General features: G+C 59.1%; 11 protein-coding genes. 6 read left to right on the plus strand and 5 right to left on the minus strand.

Annotated elements, in window-relative coordinates; genetic code table 11:
• Positions 1 to 39 precede the first annotated feature (39 nt).
• Complete coding sequence (locus CKO15_RS04940; RefSeq protein ID WP_200193109.1) at positions 40 to 429, plus strand: CBS domain-containing protein; 390 nt, start codon at positions 40 to 42, stop codon at positions 427 to 429.
• A gap of 163 nt (positions 430 to 592) precedes the next feature.
• Here CKO15_RS04940 and CKO15_RS04945 read toward each other — a convergent pair whose 3' ends face one another.
• Positions 593 to 1,837 carry an RNA-guided endonuclease InsQ/TnpB family protein gene (locus CKO15_RS04945; protein WP_200193111.1) on the minus strand — a complete coding sequence of 415 codons (1,245 nt, stop codon included), beginning with the start codon at positions 1,835 to 1,837 and terminating at the stop codon, positions 593 to 595.
• Positions 1,838 to 1,858: 21 nt separating this feature from the next.
• On the opposite strand from CKO15_RS04945, the gene tnpA reads away from it, so the two are divergent.
• From tnpA to CKO15_RS04960, 3 genes are all read left to right on the plus strand, one after another.
• The gene (tnpA, locus tag CKO15_RS04950; RefSeq protein ID WP_200193112.1) at positions 1,859 to 2,272 is read left to right on the plus strand and encodes an IS200/IS605 family transposase; all 414 of its coding nucleotides are present in this window, start codon (positions 1,859 to 1,861) and stop codon (positions 2,270 to 2,272) included.
• A gap of 718 nt (positions 2,273 to 2,990) precedes the next feature.
• Complete coding sequence (locus CKO15_RS04955) at positions 2,991 to 4,829, plus strand: hypothetical protein (protein ID WP_200193114.1); 1,839 nt, start codon at positions 2,991 to 2,993, stop codon at positions 4,827 to 4,829.
• 263 nt (positions 4,830 to 5,092) lie between these two features.
• On the plus strand, positions 5,093 to 6,169 hold the full coding sequence (locus CKO15_RS04960) for an outer membrane beta-barrel protein (protein ID WP_200193116.1): 1,077 nt from the start codon (positions 5,093 to 5,095) through the stop codon (positions 6,167 to 6,169).
• Positions 6,170 to 6,227: 58 nt separating this feature from the next.
• Here CKO15_RS04960 and CKO15_RS04965 read toward each other — a convergent pair whose 3' ends face one another.
• Positions 6,228 to 6,377, minus strand: coding sequence for a hypothetical protein (locus CKO15_RS04965; protein WP_200193118.1), 150 nt, complete (start codon positions 6,375 to 6,377; stop codon positions 6,228 to 6,230).
• 241 nt (positions 6,378 to 6,618) lie between these two features.
• Between CKO15_RS04965 and CKO15_RS04970 the strand changes: the two genes are divergently transcribed.
• A complete protein-coding gene (locus CKO15_RS04970; RefSeq protein WP_200193120.1) occupies positions 6,619 to 7,068 on the plus strand; it encodes a YaiI/YqxD family protein in 450 nt (149 codons plus the stop codon).
• A 22-nt stretch (positions 7,069 to 7,090) separates the two neighbouring features.
• Here the strand turns inward: CKO15_RS04970 and CKO15_RS04975 are convergent, their stop codons facing one another.
• Positions 7,091 to 8,002: a diguanylate cyclase gene (locus tag CKO15_RS04975; RefSeq protein WP_200193122.1), complete on the minus strand. Its 912-nt coding sequence runs from the start codon at positions 8,000 to 8,002 to the stop codon at positions 7,091 to 7,093.
• A gap of 8 nt (positions 8,003 to 8,010) precedes the next feature.
• Positions 8,011 to 12,660, minus strand: a complete 4,650-nt coding sequence (locus tag CKO15_RS04980; RefSeq protein ID WP_200193124.1) for a PAS domain S-box protein — start codon at positions 12,658 to 12,660, stop codon at positions 8,011 to 8,013.
• A gap of 225 nt (positions 12,661 to 12,885) precedes the next feature.
• Between CKO15_RS04980 and CKO15_RS04985 the strand changes: the two genes are divergently transcribed.
• Complete coding sequence (locus CKO15_RS04985; protein ID WP_200193126.1) at positions 12,886 to 15,312, plus strand: response regulator; 2,427 nt, start codon at positions 12,886 to 12,888, stop codon at positions 15,310 to 15,312.
• Between the two features lie 96 nt (positions 15,313 to 15,408).
• Here CKO15_RS04985 and pyc read toward each other — a convergent pair whose 3' ends face one another.
• A complete protein-coding gene (gene pyc, locus CKO15_RS04990) occupies positions 15,409 to 18,852 on the minus strand; it encodes a pyruvate carboxylase (RefSeq protein WP_200193128.1) in 3,444 nt (1,147 codons plus the stop codon).
• Positions 18,853 to 19,193 lie beyond the last annotated feature (341 nt).

A 19,193-nucleotide genomic window follows, 5' to 3' on the forward strand; every position in this document is an offset into this window, starting at 1 on the left:
CGAGATCATTGATCTCTTCACACCATACAGAGGTTATCCATGCTGGTTAAAGATCTCATGGTCACGAATGTGGCGACGATCTCCCCCCTCGCCACCATCCGTGCCGCTATGCGCGAGATGAAGCGCCATAGAGTGAAGTCGTTGGTGGTGGAGAAGCGAAACACCCACGACGCCTTCGGCATCATCACTTACACGAATATCCTTCGCACCATCGTTGCGGAGGAGGGGGACATTGACCTGATCAATGTCTACGACATTTGTTCTAAGCCGGTTATCACCGTCCCGGCAGAGATGGATCTGAAGCACGTAGCACGGCTAATGGTCTTGCAGAGCATTCGCCGCATCGTGGTGCTGAACGACAACGAGCTCGCGGGCCTAATCACTATGAACGACATCGTCTCCGCGATCGTAGAGATGTCGGAGTCGTAAACGATCGCCGCCGTGAGAAAGCGATCCTCTTCACGCCATCTCGCGAGCCGGGTCATGGGCGTTGTGTACCTTTTGGTCTGCTAGCCAGTGCTCTGCAGTCCAGCGCTGAGTCCGGCGATCTTGACATCCTCCCCGGCCTGAAGGCCGGAGATTCCTACGGCGCTCAGTTCGCTGATGCGATTTGAGTCGCTTCGGTGGGTTCCTGCTTCATCGGGGCTGCCGTGCCTACACCGAGGTGTGGGCGCGGCCTTACATCCCCTCCACAGGCCATGACGGCATGCCCTGCCGCCAATACATTGTTGGCTGCATTCACATCGGCATGAGCCGTGTGACCGCAGGCAACACATTTGAATCGGGCCTGGGTCTTGCGGTTGGCCTTGTCCACATGGCCACAAGCCGGACACATCCGGCTGGTGTTGCGTGGGTTCACCGCAATAACCATTCCACCGCGCCATGCCTGCTTGTATTCAAGCTGACGTCGGAACTCAAACCATCCCTGATCCAGGATGGATCGGTTCAGGCTCGATTTGGCCCGGACATTTCGCCCCGGCAGATGGACCGTGCCTGCAGCCGAACTGGACATATTCCGTACCTGCAAGTCCTCGATCACCACGACTGCGTGGTTTTGGCTGATCGCGGTCGAGGTCTTGTGCAGGAAGTCGCGGCGGGCATGGCCGATGCGGGTGTGAATGCGCTGGATACGGGCTTTGGCCTTTTTCCAGTTGTTGCTGAATTTGACCTTGCGGCTCATCGCCCGCTGAGCCCGTGCCAGTTGCCGCTGGCGCTTTTTCAGGGCACTGGCCGGGGCAATGATCTCTCCGCTGGAGAGGGCGGCGAAACAGGCCACCCCCATATCCATGCCGACGATGCTGCGAGCCGGGTGGCGGGGATCTTCGATCTCCTGTCGCGTCTGAATGGATACATGCCAGCGCCCGCCCGAGAGGGCGACGGTGACATTGCGCACCTCGCCCACCACCTTGCGGCTGTTGCGATAACGCACCCAGCCCAGCTTGGGCAGGAAAATACGGCTGTTGCCTTGGTCGAGTTTGATCTGTTTCGGATCGGGGTAGCGGAAGCTGTCGGACTGGCCTTTCTTCTTGAAGCGCGGGAAGTCCGCACGCTTGGCGAAGAAATTCGCGTAGGCGCGCTCCAGGTCCTTGAGCGTCTGTTGAAGCGGGTGCGTCGGCGCATCGGCCAGCCACGGCGTTTCCGGCCCTTTGCGCCACTCGGTGAGCAGCTTGCACAGTCCGGCATAGCCAAGCTTCTTCTCGCCTTGCTCGTAACGCTCCTTCTGCAACGCCAACGCCTTGTTGAACACGAACCGGCACGAGCCAGCGAAACGGCGCATTTGCCGTTCCTGCTGGCCGTCGGGGCGTAGCTCAAACTTGAAGGCTTGGAGTTGTTGCATGCAGAGATTATAGTTTGGCCTATGAGCAACGACAATGATATTCGACACGGTCGACACTGCGTTTTCAAGATGCACGTCCATTTGGTCTTTGTGGCGAAATATCGCCGCAGGGTCTTCGATGCCGACGCAATCAACCGGCTGCGCACGATCTTCGCCAAGGTCTGCACCGACTTCGAGGCACAACTGATCGAGATGGACGGCGAGGACGATCATGTGCATCTGCTGGTGGAGTATCCGCCCAAGGTGGCCGTCTCGAACCTCGTGAACAGCCTCAAGGGCGTCTCCAGCCGTCTGCTTCGCAAGAAGCGCCCGGACATCGAGAAACGCTACTGGAAGGGCGTGCTGTGGTCGCCGTCCTACTTCGCATCCTCCTGCGGCGGCGCGCCGATCTCCATCGTGCGCCAGTACATCGAGCAGCAGCAGACACCTCATTGAAACCCAAGGACGGCTTCGCCGTCCGCGCTATCCTTCCCCGCCCTGAACGGCGGGGCTTGTCGCGCGCTGGGTCAACCGGCCTGGGCAGTGCTCTAGGTCGGTCTTTTGTTCGGCGCGACAGAGGCATCTGCGGAAAACACGGGCACCGGGACGTCATCTCTCGCCCGTGGCGATCCGCCGCCTTGAGGAGTGTGCCGGAACATGCCAGCCTCCGGTCTGGCGGCAGTGACGTGCTCAAATCCCCCCGGCATTAGCTGGCGCCACGGGTGTTTGCGTCCATGGTGAGAGGATGCAGGGTCGTTGGTGCGCCCCTCCATGTGGCGGCTCTTTCAGCTCGCGAACAGAACCCGCGTGAGGTCCGTCATGCGCGCTGTTTTAGTCTCTTGCTCTTGCTTCAATGCGGCGTGGTCGCTTGTCCCCCGAGCGAGATGGCTCGTCCAATATAGATACGGTGAGCAGCCCTTCGCCTTCCTTGGAAGCGGGGCTGGGAGGCTCGGCTGTGCGCAGTCTGTTATCGCTGCTTGGCTCATCGTATTCAGTGTTTAGGGCCTCGTAATAAGTTCGAGCCGCAAATTTGATATCCAGCAGGAGCGGGTACAGACCGAATTTTCGGGGCTCCCTTGTGTTCAAAACATCCGGTAGAAGAGCACGCCAGCTTGGTCGTTTCAGTAGCAGCTTATTGCACCGGGACTGCCACAATAAACAGGAGGTGCCTGAGATGGGCAGGATTGCGATGTCACACAGCACTCTACGCGGCAAAATTACTGCCTGGAAAGCTCCGCCGTCAGTCTCTGTTTCGGACTTAAATTTTTTTCGCCCTACTTTAGGCGGGCGTGTTAGAAAAGCATCATCCCTGTTTGTCTTCTTGATGATTGCTCTTGGTATCAGCGGTTGTTTCGATAATAGCGATGATATAGATATTTCCGTTTCCGATACGACCACCCCGGAGATAGATGAAGCTCAGACGGATGAAGTTCAAATGACGTTCGACTCGTTCGATCACGATTCCGGAGTGATTGAGCTGACGGGTCAAAATGAGGCGTCTATAGAAAGTGAGCAACTCCGCGAAAACTTGACAGTGCAGTTTCAGACAGAGGAGGAAGATCCTCTGACTGGAATGGTTGTGCACTGGCGAGCCGCCAGAGGGGTGCTTGAAATAATAGCTTATGATCCCTCTGAAGAGTATGCGCCAGTCTATTATCGCGGCGATCCAGCGCTGGATGGCGAGGGTTCCTCCCAAATCCAGAGAATGGATACTGGCTCAGCGACAGTTGAGCCCCAGGCTGTCTTTGTCACTGCAGCGTTACTTACGTTTACAGCCGTAACTGTCGGGGCGGCTCAAATTGATTATGCCATCAATACATACAGAATGGAGCGAGTAAGGTTAGAAAATTATGCGATCGTCTCTGATAGGTCTACCATTATTAAAGCAAGCATCAGCGATGTCATGGATTTTGTCGATGCTTCGTATCAGGCCCAGGGGGCTATTGTTAAAGTAGGAATTGGGATGGCTACAGGGAGCCCAAGTTTTGCTAGTTTTGCACTGGGGGCGACAGGAAGTAATGCGGTGGATGTGGTCGTTGATGCCATTTCAGAGCATAATCAAGAGAGGGTATACAGTGATTCCGGAGCTGTAACAGGGGATACGAGGGTTTGGGCTAGTGTTGAGGGTTGGGACACGAGGAGTCCATTCGATGTGACAATAACAGTGTTTCCTGTCGGTTACGAAGATCACTATGAGCCTAATGATTCGCTCGATGAGGCGGTGCGCCTGCGTAGCCGGAGTGAGGGCCCCTTGTTTGTCGGCGATAATAATCCGGATTATTACCGGGTCTATCTCAATGAGGGCAATGCTTGGGACGCAAAAATCCGCTTTAATCACGCCAGAAGTAACCTGAACCTCACACTATACGGGCCAGACGGAGAGGAGCTTGATCACTCCAACCGATCTGATAGAGATGATGGCTCCGAGTATGTGTCGATTGAGTCGGCAGCAGAGCCTGGTTGGTATGCGGTTGGTGTCGAAAAGGATGGTGGAGATTGGTCCTCTGCGGCATACAATCTGGAAGCTGCCTCAGTCGGTGGCACTCCCGGCAGCACCGACGGCGCGGATGAGTATCGCTTTGTGTTGGAGTGGGGCCAGGATCCTAGGGATCTCGATGCCCATCTATTGACACCACGCATAGATGAACCTCCTGTCGTTGGAGAGGAGCACCACCTGTACTTCGGAACTCGTCGGACGTATGACCTTAGCAGTCCACCTTACATCCACCTGGATACGGACGAAGTATCCGGGTTTGGCCCAGAGACCATAACGATTGGACAGCTCTACGACGGAACCTACACGTATAGCGTGCACAAATTTGCGGGTTCGGGAACTTTGGCCGGATCAGGCGCCAGTGTCAGCGTCTACGACCGCCACGGCCTAATCCGTGATGTGACCATTGATGATGATGGGAGTGCTGATCGGTGGTGGCACGTATTCGAGATCGATGGCGAGGACAGAAGGTTACGATTGGTGGATGAAATCTCCAACACCCATATCACCGACCGCTGAAGGAGTACCTGCACTAATCTTGGAGTGATGGTGTGGGTCATATTTAGGACACGTTAGAGGAGTGTATGGATAGGTTAGCCGCCGCTATGGCAGCCCGGTTTGCTCCTTAAAGAGAGGGAGGCTTGCCGTGGCGGTGGCTAAGGCTGATCGGTTGCTTGTGACCCGTTCGCCGAATTGGGTTGTTGTGCGTTGATGCCCTTCATGCGGTGTGACCCAAGCAAAGCTAACCAGCGGGCTTTACGTTTTTTTTGTTGGAGGAAATAATGTTTTCTGGTCTCCGTGATGATTCAGTTTCTGTTTTTCCTGATCGTTTGAATCTCTCTTCACCTGCCTGCCGCAGTTTTTTATACATATCGGCCGGTACGCTGGGCGTCTTCCTATCAGCTTCTGCCTGGGCTGATCAGTGTACGGATGCACAAGTGGCAAGGATGATTATGAACGACATCCCGGAAGAGGTCATCAGCAATACATGCGGTATCGATAATGTGCATTTATCAATGGATGATGACCAGCTTTTTGATGACGCTCCTGAAGAGGCAGCAGAAGAACTGGACGCAGACGACCTGGGAACAGCCGACAAGAATGCCGGTGCGGTTGCCGAGGAAGGCGACGCGACAGAGGAGCAAGTATCTGGAAGTGGCGCGAGCAGCGAGGCCAGTGGTAGTCTTGCTGCAGCTAAGAGTGGTCGCATCTATGCTGGTGTTAGCTACGGAAAGGCCTCATTTGAGATTGATGAGGACCTAACCGGAGAGTACCCGGGAGATGACAACTTATCAGTGGACAACGAGTGGGATTTTGATTACCTAAAAGGACGCTTAGGTTATTCTTTCCATCCACGGTTCGCTATCGAGGGCCGCATTGGTATCGGCCTTTCGGACGACAGCAACTCTGACACTGTTTCATGGACAATCGATGAGCCTTTTCTGGATATGCGCCTTGAAAGCGAATTTGAGGCAGAAATCACCGTAGAACCGACTACTCTTTTCGGTCTCTACCTCGTGGCTGATGTCATCCAGTGGGATTCTTTTTCATTTTACGTGCTAGGAGGGTTGACACGAACAGAGTTTGATCTTGAATACTATGAAAGAGAAGAGGAGGAAGAGTACAACCAAGCTGGCGAGCTATTAGGAGTTGATGGTCATGAAGGAACACTTACCGATACCTTCGACAACACGAGCTTATCGTACGGCGTGGGTGCAAATTATTTTTTAAATGAAAACATAGCATTACATGCCGAGTGGGTATGGTATGATCGCGATGCTGAATTCTCTTTCTTAGGTGAGGATCTAGACTATGACGTAGAAATGTTGAGCGCTGGAGTTGCTTATTACTTTGATTAGTAAAGGGAGGCGTTTACCTCTAAGGTCGAGCCGATTGAATCAGCGTCTTTATAGGCGGCTAGATCAAGACGTAGAGCAAGCGCACTGAGGTGCGAACGCCGGAGAACGGACAGCGAAAGAAGAGGTAGTGATCGGCATCGCCGTTGCTGTGCCCAAAAGCGTTCGGAGGGGTGCTCAACGGACGCCGCTGTGGCGTTCTGGTTGACACTCAGGGCCTTCCTCTCCACAGGCTTCACATCCGGCGGAACTCGCCGTAGGCGCTGCCACTATGTGGAACCGGATTGACATGCCTGTCGAGCAGGCAACACCATCAGCGCAAGCGCATTATATCCAAATGCTGACCTGATCACTATCGGCATTAGCTTAACAAAATGGAGATATATAAATAGATATGAGAAGATTTAGACTGAACTGCTCAAACCCTATCTAACCAAAGGTCACTGTTCGCGATGAGAATATGGGTCGATGCCGATGCTTGTCCAGGTGCCGTCAAGGAGATCCTGTTCCGTGCTGCCGAACGCACCCGGATCGAATTGACGCTGGTGGCCAACCACGCCATGCGAGTGCCGCCGTCGCCCTTCGTGCGCTTCATGCAGGTTGCTTCAGGGTTTGATGCGGCCGACCATGAGATCGTTCGTCGGGTGGCGGCCGGAGATCTTGTGATCACCGCTGACATCCCTTTGGCAGCTGAGGTGATCGAAGCCGGTGCGCAGGCGCTCAACCCGCGTGGCGAACTCTATAGCCCCGAAACGATCCGGGAGCGACTCAATATGCGTGACTTTATGGATACGTTGCGTGCTAGCGGTATCGAGACTGGCGGTCCGCCGGCACTCAGCGCTCGTGATCGGCAGAACTTCGCCAACGCGCTCGATCGCATCTTGGCTCAGAATGCCCAGTGATCGCTTGATTCTTCCGCATGTGTTAACCGCCCACACGGTTGCGGCCGGCCACTTTCGCCCGGTAGAGCGCCTCGTCAGCCTGCTGGAGCAGTAGGGCCGGAGACGGGGTGTTGAGATCGATGGTCGCGATGCCGAGGCTGATGCTAACTACCGGACCGGTGCTCGAGTATTCGTGATCGATGGCCAGTGCCTCGACCGCCGCGCGCAGTTGTTCGGCGACCACGCGAGCACCCGCAGCATCCGTAGCGGGCAAGAGCGCGACGAACTCCTCGCCGCCGTAGCGGCAAACGCGATCGCCAGGCCGCAACAGGGCGCCGGAGAGCGCTCTGGCCACCTTCTGTAGGCAGAGATCACCGGCACCGTGACCGTAGTGGTCGTTGAACAGCTTGAAGTGATCGATATCGAGCATCACCAGCGACAGCGGGCTACCTTCGCGGACGCTTCTTCTGACCTCCGACTGCACTTGCTCATCGAAGTAGCGCCGGTTGGGGATGCCGGTCAGACCGTCGAGCAGGGCGTACTGCTCTAGGAGATCGGTTTTGCGCTTGAGACTCATGTGGGTGCGGACGCGGGCGCGGACGATCGCCGGGTTAAACGGCTTGGCGATATAGTCGACTGCGCCGAGGTTAAGGCCGTGCTCTTCATCACTAGCCGCATCAAGGGCAGTAACGAAGATGATCGCAATGCCGGTGGTGGCAGGATCCTCTTTGAGACGGCGGCAAATCTCGTAGCCGTCGATGTCCGGCATTTGGATATCGAGCAGGATTAGGTCGGGCGGCGGCTGGCTAGCATTCTGAACCATAGCGAGGGCTTTCTTACCACTATTGGCTATCTGGATGCGGTACTCGCCCTTGAGCAAGGCACCTAGGGCCTGAATGTTGGCTGGTTCGTCGTCGACCACAAGAATAGTGGCCTTGCCGCTTGTGTTATCCATGGTTTTTCTCAGTTGTCCTGGCTATGGCTGTTCTGGTTGCCGTCTTGCAGAAGCTGTTCGAGGCTCTGCAGCGCCTGATCGAAGTCCATCCGTTCGACTTGTGCCCTCAGGAGATCAGATTCCAGATTGCGGCTACGTAGGTAGCCGATGGCTGCGCGGAGAGTTGAGTCCTCAATCCACTCACTGGCCTCTAGTTGCCGACGCAGCGTCTCGACTGCCTCCAATGAGCCACCTTGATCAGCCGCTTCTCCTTCGTCCGCTTCTTCTTCGTCAGGTACGAAAGTGCTAAGCGTTTGGTGGGCCTCTGCAAGGGCGTGCTCTAGTGCATCGATAGTGTCCGCGGTAACCGGCTGATCACGCTTTAGCGCCGCATCGATTTTCTCGGCCAGCTGCTGCAAAGTTGTTGCCGCTAGGGTACCGGCAACGCCCTTAAGCGAGTGCGCAATACGGCGTGCCTCTTCGTCGCGCCCGGCGCGCAGGTGTTCAACCAGTGGGGCGTAGTCGCTCTCTAGGCTGTCTCGGAAGCGCCGCAGCAGGCGGGTGTAAACGGCATTGTCGCCGCTGAGCTGACGACGACCACGGGTCAGATCGAAGCCGGCTAACTTGGCGGGCAGAGTCGCTGCGGCCGGCTTTTCGGTCGGCTCCGCAGCAACCGTTGCTCCGGTTGTTGCGGAGTCGGTTACTGTAAGATGAGCTGCCAGTGTGGCGTAGAGTTCTTCGCTCTCAATCGGTTTGCCCAAATGGGCGTCGACGCCGGCCTCGAAGGCACGTCGACGATCGTCGTCCATCACAGCGGCCGACAGCGCGATAATGGGACCACCATAGCCCTCCGCTCGCAGCGTCCGGGTGGCCTCGAAGCCGTCCATAACGGGCATCTGCAGGTCCATGAGGATCAGGCCCGGGGACTCGGCACGCACCGCCTCAATTGCCTCGACACCGTTCGCGGCTAGGCGTAAGGTCGCGCCAGTCTGCTCTAGCAGCAACTGGGCCACCTCTTGGTTGATTGCGTTATCCTCGACCAGAAGCAGCCGCTGGCCACTCAAGTCCGGCACCTGAACCGCGGGTAAAGAGCGATCCACAGTCGAACCACCCTCAGCGTGGACTAGGGCATCGTAAAGCGCAGAGGCGGTTAGCGGCTTGGCTAGGTAGCCGGTAATCAGCGACTCAGGCATATCGAGCTCTTCTCGGGCGTAGGCGCTGACCATCAGGATGGGCGATCGGGTCTGGGTTAACTCACCACTCCGATGGAGTCGCTCAATCGCCTCGCAGGTTTCGCCCCCATCCATGCCGCCAGGCATCATCCAGTCGAGCAGGATGAAGTCGAACGGCTCGCCGCGTCGTTCAGCGGCAATGATTCGTTCAATCGCTGTCTCGCCACTGGCCGCCTCCTCGGTGATGTAGTGGCAGTGATGGAGCAGTTCTCGCGTGATTTGGCGTGCGCTCGCCTGGTCATCGACGATCAACACTCGACGCCCTTGAGTATCGGGGCAGGTGATGGCCTCTCCATGATTGGGACCGAGGGGGAGGAGCAAGGTGAAGCTGAAAGTGCTGCCTTTGCCGAGGGTGGTCTCCACATCTAGCCTCCCCCCCATCTTCTCTACCAGCCGTCGGCTGATCACCAACCCAAGGCCGGTGCCGCCGTACTGGCGAGTGGTGGAGGTATCGGCCTGGCTAAAGGGGCGAAACAAGCGGGCGAGCTGCTCTTCGCTCATGCCGATGCCGGTGTCGCGGATGTGAAAGCGCAGCGTAGCCCGTTCATTGGACCGGTCATCGCCATGGGTATCGACATGGGTATCGGCTGGCGGTGCAATCTCGCGGATGCCAAACTCCACGGTTCCACCGTTACCGGTAAACTTGATGGCGTTACTGAGCAAATTGCCGAGCACCTGAGCGAGGCGCAGAGAGTCGCCGATTAGGGTCCGTGGTAGATTAGGCGGAATATCGTAGAGAAGCTCTAGCCCCTTAAAGTGGGCCTTTTCGCCGAATAAAGTCGCCATCTGTTCGACGACTTCGTGGAGCTTGAACTCACGGGATTCCAATTCCAGTCGTCCAGCCTCGATCTTGGAGAAGTCGAGGACGTCGTTGAGAATACCGAGCAGCATCCGCGAAGACTGGTAGATCTTGCGTACCTGGTCGCGCTGCCTTTCGTCAAGACGGGTCTGTGCTAGCAGTTGACTTAGGCCAATGACTGCATTCATCGGGGTGCGGATCTCGTGACTCATATTGGCGAGAAATTCGCTCTTGGAGCGGCTGGCGCGCTCGGCCTCTGTGCGGGCGAGTTCCAGTGCTTCCTGTTGTTGCTTGCGCTCGGTAACGTCGTTCTGGACTCCGAAGTGACCGGTCAGACGACCTTGCTCATCGTAGAGGCAGATATAATCGCCATCGATAATAATCGGTTTTCCATCTACTCGCTGCTCGTGCGTCTCTACATGCGCACGGCCCCGATCGAGCAGATCCCTCCATATCTGACGACCGTGCTTTAAATCGTGGGCGAACAGGTCGTTGCCGGTTAGGCCGAGAAGATCCTGCTCCTCAGCACCGTACTGATCCAACATAGCCCGGTTAACCTTAGTCATCCGCTGATGCGCCATGACGTAGTCGAGCAGCGCCTCCTTCTCCTCTTCATTGGCGCCGTTCCAGTCGATCGGTTCATCCAGCATCATGAAGAAAAAGCCGCTCACCGATTGGGCGAAGAAGGCGTCGAGCCGGGCCTTGTTATCGGCGAGTTCTCTTTCGGCTTGCGTACGCTCGGTTACGTCATGGATGTAGCCGTGCCATAGCGTGCCTCCATCGTCAAGTGGTTCCGGCGTGGCGTGACCCTCCACCCAGATCAGGCCCTTGGTGGGGTGGTTGACTCGGTAGATTTCGTGCCATGGCGTTAACGTTTGGGCTGATTGTTCGATGGAGTGGGCAATACCGCTCCGGTCTTTATCGCAGATGATATCGAACACAGGAGTGGCGCTGTCCGCTACTTGATCGGGGGTGGTGCCGTAGATCTCCCTTATGCCCTGACTGGCATAGACAAAGGCCGAGTGGCCATCGGGCCAGATTCGGTATTGGTAGACGAAACCAGGCAGCTGCGCTGCGAGTGAAGTAAGCTGATTGCGTGTCGATTCCAATTCCTGCCGGGTGCGTTCGATACTGGAGAGATCCTGGATGATCGACCAGATGACCTCACGCCCCTCCGGGGTGGTGGTCTTAAAGCCGTAGAGCAGGACCGGATAGCGCGAGCCGTCTTTGCGGATGTACTCCTTGCGGAATGGTCCGTAGCGTCCGGTGCGTTCCAACGACTCAAGCTGAGCCTGTTCTTCGGCCATGTACGCCTTCGGTGTGACCCGCCAGTAGTCGAGCTGCAGGAACTCTTCTCGGGTATACCCAGTGGGCTCGATGATGGCGTTGTTAAAGTCGAGGAAGGCACCGGTGGCGTAGTCATTCATGGCGATGCCTACCGGCGAGAGCTCGAACAGAGTGCGGAACTTCGCCTCCGCTGCAGCAAGCCGCTGGCGGCTCTCTTCCTCATTGGTGATGTCGCGGTTGACCCCGACTACGCGCACGGCCGAACCGGTACTGTCGCGGATGATCCGGGCTTGGCCGTGCAGGGTGCGGATCGCTCCGTCAGAGGCACGGCGGATCGTCAGTCGGGTGTCGAACGGCTGTTCGGAACACACAGCAGTCTGGAAAGCCGCTATGGCCGCTTCGCGCGATTCCGGCAGTAGGGCGTCGGTCCAATCCTCGAAACTGTAGCCGAAGTCGCTCGGCTGGATGCCGTAGAGGCGTAACATGCCCTCGTCCCATTCGAGGTGACCGCTGGTTAGGTCGTAGTCCCAGATGCCGAGTTCGGCTGCGGAGGTGGCCAAGGCCAGACGGTCGGTCAGCGCTTGTCGGGTCTTTTCGGCCTCCTTTTCGGCGGTGATGTCGCGACCGGTGCCACGAAAGCCGGTCAGTTCGCCGTACTCATTGAGGATGGGCAGACCGCTGACGCGCTGATGGACTACCTGGCCATCGGAGCGGATGGAGATGTGTTCAAGATCCCGCCACGAACTTTTGTTCTGGGCGTAGTCGGTGAGCAGGTTGCGGACACGCTCGGCCTCTTCATCCGGCATAAATTCAAACGGCGAGCGACCGATGATCTCGTTGACCGGGTAGCCTAAGAGCGGTTCCGCAGGTGAGGTCACGAACAGGTAGACTCCCTGGGCGTCGATCTCCCAGATGTACTCCCCGGCCGCCTGAGCGACGTCGCGGAAGCGCTGCTCGCTCTGCCCAAGATCGCGGAGGGCTTGCTTTTGCTCGCTGATATTGCGGAATACGGCCAGCAACAGGGTCCGTTCCCGAGCCGGCAGCAGTACCACTGAGACCCGCACGTCGATGATTCTGCCGTCTTTGCAACGGTGTTGAGTCTCGAAGTCGTCCTGCCCCTGTTCAAAGATGGTACGGATGTGTGCGGCGATCTCTTCCGGTGTTTCGAGGGCCTCATAATCGGCGATGTGGAGAGTGGCGAACTCCTCAGCCGTATAGCCGAGCTGCTCATGGGCGATCCGATTGAACCGCACCGGCAGGCCGCTGTCGGCATCGATGAGCAGGGTGGCATCGGGGTAGAGTTCAAAAAGGGCGGAGTGAATCTCCCGCTCATCAAGATGCTCCTCCGTGCTGTCGTCCACTTCGATGCTCTCCTCTGCGACCTTGGGCAGCAAGGCCTTGAAAAAGCAGGGCAGGGTAGGCTAAAGGATTCACCCAACCCGACTTACAGTGCGGATTACACCGTGAGAGTAGGGGGTGATGTGTCGGCTTGTCCAGTCGCTCTCGTTGCCGCATGATCTTCTGGATTTCCTTAGCCTCAAAGAGTAAATTGTAATTCTGTACGACGCCCACTAAGGGGAACGGCAGTGGAGAGTACAGAGGATCGGCCGGCGGGATCGGAGCGTACTGCCACCTCAAGTACGAGCAACGCGGCCCGGAGTCGTACCGATGACAGCGGCACCGCTTGGCGGCGCCCTTTAGGTGTTGCAACGGCCCTGGCGGTCTTCTTTTTGCTGCTCGCGGTCGGTTTGTCCTTGGCTTGGAACTTGGACCGGGCAGCGAATACTCGCGACCAGCTAGCCGTGGCCCAGGCCCGTGCCTTCTTTGATCAGATCCTCTGGGTGCGGCGCTGGAATGCGGGCCACGACGCCGTCTACGTCCCAGCCTCTGAGCATACGCCGCCTAATCCCTACCTAACCCAGGTCGAGCGGCGCGATATCGAAGTCGATGAAGAGCTGACGCTGACCCAGGTCAACCCCTCCTATATGACCCGCCAGATCGCGGAGATGACCGCCCATCACTCCGGGGTTCGCTTTCGGATCACCAGCCTCGATCCGATTCGTCCGCAGAATACGGCGCTGCCGTGGGAGGAAGCGGCGCTGCATACCTTTGAGGCAGGCAAGAAGGAGTACGGAGAGTGGGTGGATGAGGGGGAGGGCAGTCGTTTTCGCTATATGGCGCCACTGATTACCGAGCAGGCGTGCCTCCAGTGCCACGAGCAGCAGGGCTATCGGCTCAACGATATTCGCGGCGGTATCAGTGTCACCCTGCCCGAAGGGGCAGCGATGCCGTGGGCGACGCTGGTTGCCAGTCACTCCCTGATGCTGATCGTCGGGCTCCTGCTGATTGTCGTGGCGCACCGCTCGCTGCGCCGATCCTACTCCCTATTGGATCGGGCCAACCGGAGCAAGAGCGAATTCCTCGCCAATATGAGCCATGAGATCCGCACCCCGATGAACGCAATCATCGGTCTGAGCGAGATCCTTCTCGATACCACCGAATCGCCACCGCAGCGCACCCATTTGAAGCGAATCGTCGGCTCATCCCGCGTTCTGCTGGAGATCCTTAACGATATTCTCGATTACTCAAAGATTGAGGCCGGAAAGCTAGAACTCGATGCACGCCCCTTCCCATTGTCTCAGCTGCGCGAGCAAGTGGAGACGCTTTTTGCCTCCGTCGCTTGTGATCAAGGGCTTGAGTTGCGCTGCGAGTGGGCCTCGGGCGTGCCGGAGCGGGTCGTCGGTGACCCTCTGCGCCTGGCTCAGGTGCTGATCAACCTGGTCAGCAATGCCATTAAGTTCACCGAGCATGGCTACGTTACGCTTCGTCTTAAGCCACTACAGGTGGAGCCCGAGCAAGTCGAGCTCCGCTTCGCCGTGACAGACAGCGGGATCGGGATTGCCCCCGAACAGCTAGAAGGCCTCTTCAAGGCCTTCTCTCAAGTCGACAGTTCGGCAACGCGGCGTTATGGGGGGACGGGCCTGGGTTTGGCACTGAGCAGCCAATTGGTCGCCCGCATGGGGGGTACGCTGCAGGTCGAATCGACCCCGGGGGAGGGGAGCTGCTTCTTTTTCGATGTCACGTTGCCGACGGCGCCCGATGAGGCCGCACCATCGCCAGCTACCGCGGCGGCAATAACGGCCAATGAACCGGAGGTGGTAGCACCCGATCTGCGGGAGCGTTCGCTGCTGTTGGTCGAAGACAACGCCCTAAACCAGGAGGTAGCCTGCTATCTGTTATCCAAGACCGGGGCGACTGTCACCATCGCGACGGATGGCCAGGAGGCCGTTACGCTGTGCGAGCAGCAGACCTACGATCTGATTTTGATGGACCTGCAGATGCCGGTGATGGACGGCTTCGAGGCGACGCGCCGGATTCGCATGATCACTCCCGAGGTCCCGATCATCGCCTTATCGGCAGCGGTGCTTCCGGCCGATCGGGAGCGCGCGCGCGCCGCCGGAGTCGATGCACACTTGGCCAAACCGGTTGCCTCGGCTGCGCTCTTTGCCGAGCTACGGCAGTGGCTCGACCACGGCCATGGCGGAGGCGCAGCGTCTCATGCGGCCGATGGGGGGGCGAGTGCTGTACCGGAGATACACGCCGGAGCCGGCCTGCACGTGGTGGTAGCAGAGGATGAGCCGACCAGTCGCTGGTTGGCAGAGCACGCTCTGCGTCGCTGCGGCGCGACGGTTACCGCAGTTACCAACGGTGAAGAGGCCGTCGCGGCGTGGCGGCGTGAGCGCCCCGATCTGCTGTTGCTCGATGTCGAGATGCCGGTTCTTAATGGTCCGCAGACGGTGCGTCGGATCCGCGATGAGGAGGCAGCGATCGCACACGCGACGACCATTGTCCTGCTCAGCGCGCATAGTGAGGACGAACTGCGTCAGTGCTGCGCTGACTTAGCGGTCGACGGCTACCTGAGCAAGCCGCTGGAGCGCTCTCGTCTTGCCGATCTGCTGCGCATGGTGTCGAGCATTTTGAGCGAAGAGGAGGGAGGTCGCGGCCCGGCTTGAACAGTACGGCCCGAGTACGGCCCGAATCGTCTCCAGCCGCCTGAGCGCGCCGGCCCGCTGGTCCACTTCTTTCACCCCTTTCACAAGGTACTGATCTTATGTTGCGAACTCAATCAGCAGATCCTTAGCCTCGATCTGACTGCCAGGCTGCACATGCACCGCCTTGACCTCCCCATCGCGCTCGGCGTGCAGCCCCATCTCCATCTTCATCGCCTCAATGGTCAGCAGCAGATCACCAGCCTTGACCTTCTGCCCCGCTGTCGCGGCCACTGCGGCGACCACGCCGGGCGTGGGGGCACCGACGTGGGCAGGATTGCCCGCCTCGGCCTTAGGTGTCTGCACCACGTTGGCCTTGGCCTTACTGTCTGCTACCCGGACGGTGCGGGGCTGGCCGTTGAGCTCAAAGAAGACGCGGCGATCGCCGTCGTCACCCGGCTCGCTAACGGTCATCAGCCGGATCTCCAGCGTCTTACCGTGATCGATGTCGACGCTGATCTCCTCCCCCGGCTCCATGCCGTAGAAGAAATTGCGTGTCGGCAAAGCGCGCACCGGACCAAAGCGCTCACGCCGCTGCATGTACTCGGTGAAGACCTTCGGGTACATCAGATAACCGTTAAGATCCTCATCGTCGATTTCGGCACCGTCGAGCACATCGCTCACCTGCTGCCGGGCCGCTTCCAGGTCGAGGGGGTCGAGATGCTTGCCGGGGCGCCCGCGCAGCGGCTGCTCCCCTTTGAGTACTTTCTGCTGGATGCCTTCCGGCCAACCACCGGGCGGCTGACCTAAATTGCCGCGCAGCATGTCGATGACCGAATCGGGGAAGCTCACATCGACTGCGGGGTCCTCGACCTGCTCGCGCGTGATCCCCTGGCTCACCATCATCAGCGCCATATCCCCCACCACTTTGGAGGAGGGCGTGACCTTGACGATGTCACCGAAGATTTGGTTGGCGTCGGCGTAGGCCTGCGCGACCTCATGCCAGCGCTCCTCCAGCCCCATGGCGCGAGCCTGCGCCTTGAGGTTGGTGAACTGCCCGCCCGGCATCTCGTGGAGGTAGACCTCGGACGACGGCGCCTGCTGACCGGTCTCGAAAGCGGCGTAGTGGGCCCGCACTTGCTCCCAGTAGTTGGAGATCGCGCGCACCTTCTCCATGTCGAAGCCGGTGTCCCGCTCGGTGTGCCGCAACGCCTCGACGATAGAGCCGAAGACCGGCTGCGAGGTGTTGCCGGAGAAGGCATCCATGGCCACATCGGCCACATCGACGCCGACATCGGCCGCCGCGAGGATGGTGGCACCGGCAATGCCGCTGGTATCGTGGGTGTGGAAGTGGATCGGCAGCCCGACCTCCTCTTTGAGCGCTGGGAAGAGCACCCGCGCTGCGGCCGGCTTGAGCAGCCCGGCCATATCCTTCACCCCAAGGATGTGGGCGCCGGCATCCCGCAGCTCTTTGCCCATTTTGACGTAGTACTTAAGATCGTATTTGGGTCGGCCGGGGTCGAGGATGTCGCCGGTATAGCAGATCGTACCCTCGCACACTTTGCCGGTCTCTAGCACCGCATCCATCGCCACACGCATGTTCTCGACCCAGTTGAGGCTGTCGAAGACACGGAAGACGTCCACACCGCTCGCGGCGGCCTGGTGGACGAAGGTGCGCACGACGTTGTCCGGATAGTTGGTGTAGCCCACGCCGTTCGAACCGCGCAGCAGCATCTGCGTCATCACGTTCGGCATCGCCTCGCGGATCTGCCGCAGTCGCTGCCAGGGGCACTCCTGCAGGAAGCGATAGGCGACATCGAAGGTCGCCCCGCCCCAGCACTCGACACTAAAAAGCTGCGGCAGGTTGGCAGCGTATGCCGGCGCCACCCGCACCATGTCGAAGGTGCGCATGCGGGTCGCCAGCAGCGACTGGTGGGCATCTCGCATGGTGGTATCGGTGAGCAGCAGCTCCTTACGACTGGCCAACCAGTCGGCCACCGCCTGTGGCCCCTGCTCTTCTAGCAGGTTGCGGGTCCCTGGTACCGGCTCGCCCTGGGGGGCCGGCGGCGTCGGCAGCGGGATCCCCGCCGCCGGTCGGGGGCGATCGAGGGCTTCCGGGTGGCCGTTGACGGTGATCTCCGCCAGATAGGTCAACAGCCGGGTGGCCCGATCTCGACGCTTGTCAAAATCGAAGAGCTCCGGCGTCGTGTCGATAAAGCGTGTGCTATAGGTATTGTCGAGGAAGACGGGGTGCTTGAGCAGATTCTCCACAAACGGGATATTGGTGGAGACCCCACGGATGCGGAACTCGCGCAGAGCGCGATCCATCCGCGCGATCGTCTCCGCCGGTGTCGGCGCCCAAGCCGTCACTTTCACCAGCAGCGAGTCGTAGTAGCGGGTAATGACACCGCCGGCGTAAGCCGTGCCGCCATCGAGCCGGATGCCCATGCCGGTCGCCGAGCGGTAGGCCGTAATACGGCCGTAATCGGGGATGAAATTATCCTGCGGGTCCTCCGTGGTGACCCGACACTGCATAGCGTGACCGTTGAGCCAAATCTCGCTCTGGTCCGCCTTGCCCGTAGCCGTGGCCAGGTGCTCGCCTTCAGCGATACGGATCTGCGCCTTAACGATGTCGATCCCGGTAACCTCTTCGGTCACGGTGTGTTCGACCTGGATGCGCGGATTGACCTCAATAAAGTAGAAGGCGCCGGTCTCCATATCCATGAGGAACTCGACCGTGCCAGCGTTCTGGTAGCCGACGTGACGCGCGACCTTAAGCCCCAGCTCACAGACCTCGGCGCGCTGCTCCGGGGTCAGGTACGGCGCGGGCGCCCGCTCTACGACCTTCTGGTTGCGCCGCTGCACCGTGCAGTCGCGCTCAAAGAGATGATAGAGGCCGCCGTGGGTATCGCCGAGCACCTGCACCTCGACGTGGCGGGCCCGCTCGATCATCTTCTCAAGGTAACCTTCGCCACTGCCGAAGGCAGCTTCCGCCTCGCGTCGCCCCTCCAGGACTTTGATTTCCAGCTCTTCGGGGCCGCGAATCGGCCGCATACCGCGCCCACCACCGCCCCAGGAGGCTTTGAGCATCAGCGGGTAGCCGATCTCATCGGCCCAACGCCGGGCGGCCTCTATATCCTCGCCGAGCACCTCGGAGGCGGGAATGACCGGCACACCGGCGTCGATCGCCACACGCCGTGCGCTCGCCTTATCCCCGAGGGCGCGCATCGTCTCCGCGCGCGGCCCGATAAAGGTGATGCCGGCGCGCTCGCAGGCGTCAACCAGCCGCGGATTCTCCGAGAGCAGCCCGTAGCCAGGGTGAATGGCATCCGCTCCGGCCATCTTCGCGACCCGGATGACCTCGTCGATGGACAGATACGCCTCGACCGGCCCCATGCCTTCACCGATCTGATAGGCCTCATCCGCCTTGAAGCGATGGAGCCCAAGCTTATCCTCTTGGGCGTAGATCGCGACGGTGCGCTTACCGAGCTCATTCGCCGCGCGCATCACCCGGATGGCGATCTCGCCACGATTGGCAATCAAGATTTTGTGAAACTGAGCCATTGATTCCCCGCGCAAATAGTGAGTATGGCGTCAGTATACACGGCACCGAGGCCGCCAGCCTGCCCCTCTGCGACCGATTATCCTAGCGGCGTGGGCAGGTCGTGGTTGACCGTTCGGACGTCCGGGTCTGTGCGGAGGTGCCCGACAACGGGCATGTCCACCGTGGGCATGTCCACCGTCAGACGCAGAGAACGTTCGCTATGTGCTCTCTGCTGCCCGGGTCCGCGCCAGCAAAAGCCAAAGCTCCGTGCGCTCAAGCGGTTTGTGAAGGTAGGCATCGCAGCCGATGCCGAAACACTCTTGCTGAAAGTGCTCGAGTGCATGGGCAGTGACCAGTGCGA

The organism is Halorhodospira abdelmalekii, assembly GCF_016583625.1.
GTDB lineage: Bacteria > Pseudomonadota > Gammaproteobacteria > Nitrococcales > Halorhodospiraceae > Halorhodospira > Halorhodospira abdelmalekii.

Coding starts and splice junctions, on each gene's coding strand:
- CKO15_RS04960 (WP_200193116.1), top strand. CDS start 5,093: ATGTTTTCTGGTCTCCGTGATGATTCAGTTTCTGTTTTTCCTGATCGT.
- CKO15_RS04970 (WP_200193120.1), top strand. CDS start 6,619: ATGAGAATATGGGTCGATGCCGATGCTTGTCCAGGTGCCGTCAAGGAG.
- pyc (WP_200193128.1), bottom strand. CDS start 18,852: ATGGCTCAGTTTCACAAAATCTTGATTGCCAATCGTGGCGAGATCGCC.
- tnpA (WP_200193112.1), top strand. CDS start 1,859: ATGAGCAACGACAATGATATTCGACACGGTCGACACTGCGTTTTCAAG.
- CKO15_RS04940 (WP_200193109.1), top strand. CDS start 40: ATGCTGGTTAAAGATCTCATGGTCACGAATGTGGCGACGATCTCCCCC.
- CKO15_RS04955 (WP_200193114.1), top strand. CDS start 2,991: ATGGGCAGGATTGCGATGTCACACAGCACTCTACGCGGCAAAATTACT.
- CKO15_RS04945 (WP_200193111.1), bottom strand. CDS start 1,837: ATGCAACAACTCCAAGCCTTCAAGTTTGAGCTACGCCCCGACGGCCAG.
- CKO15_RS04975 (WP_200193122.1), bottom strand. CDS start 8,002: ATGGATAACACAAGCGGCAAGGCCACTATTCTTGTGGTCGACGACGAA.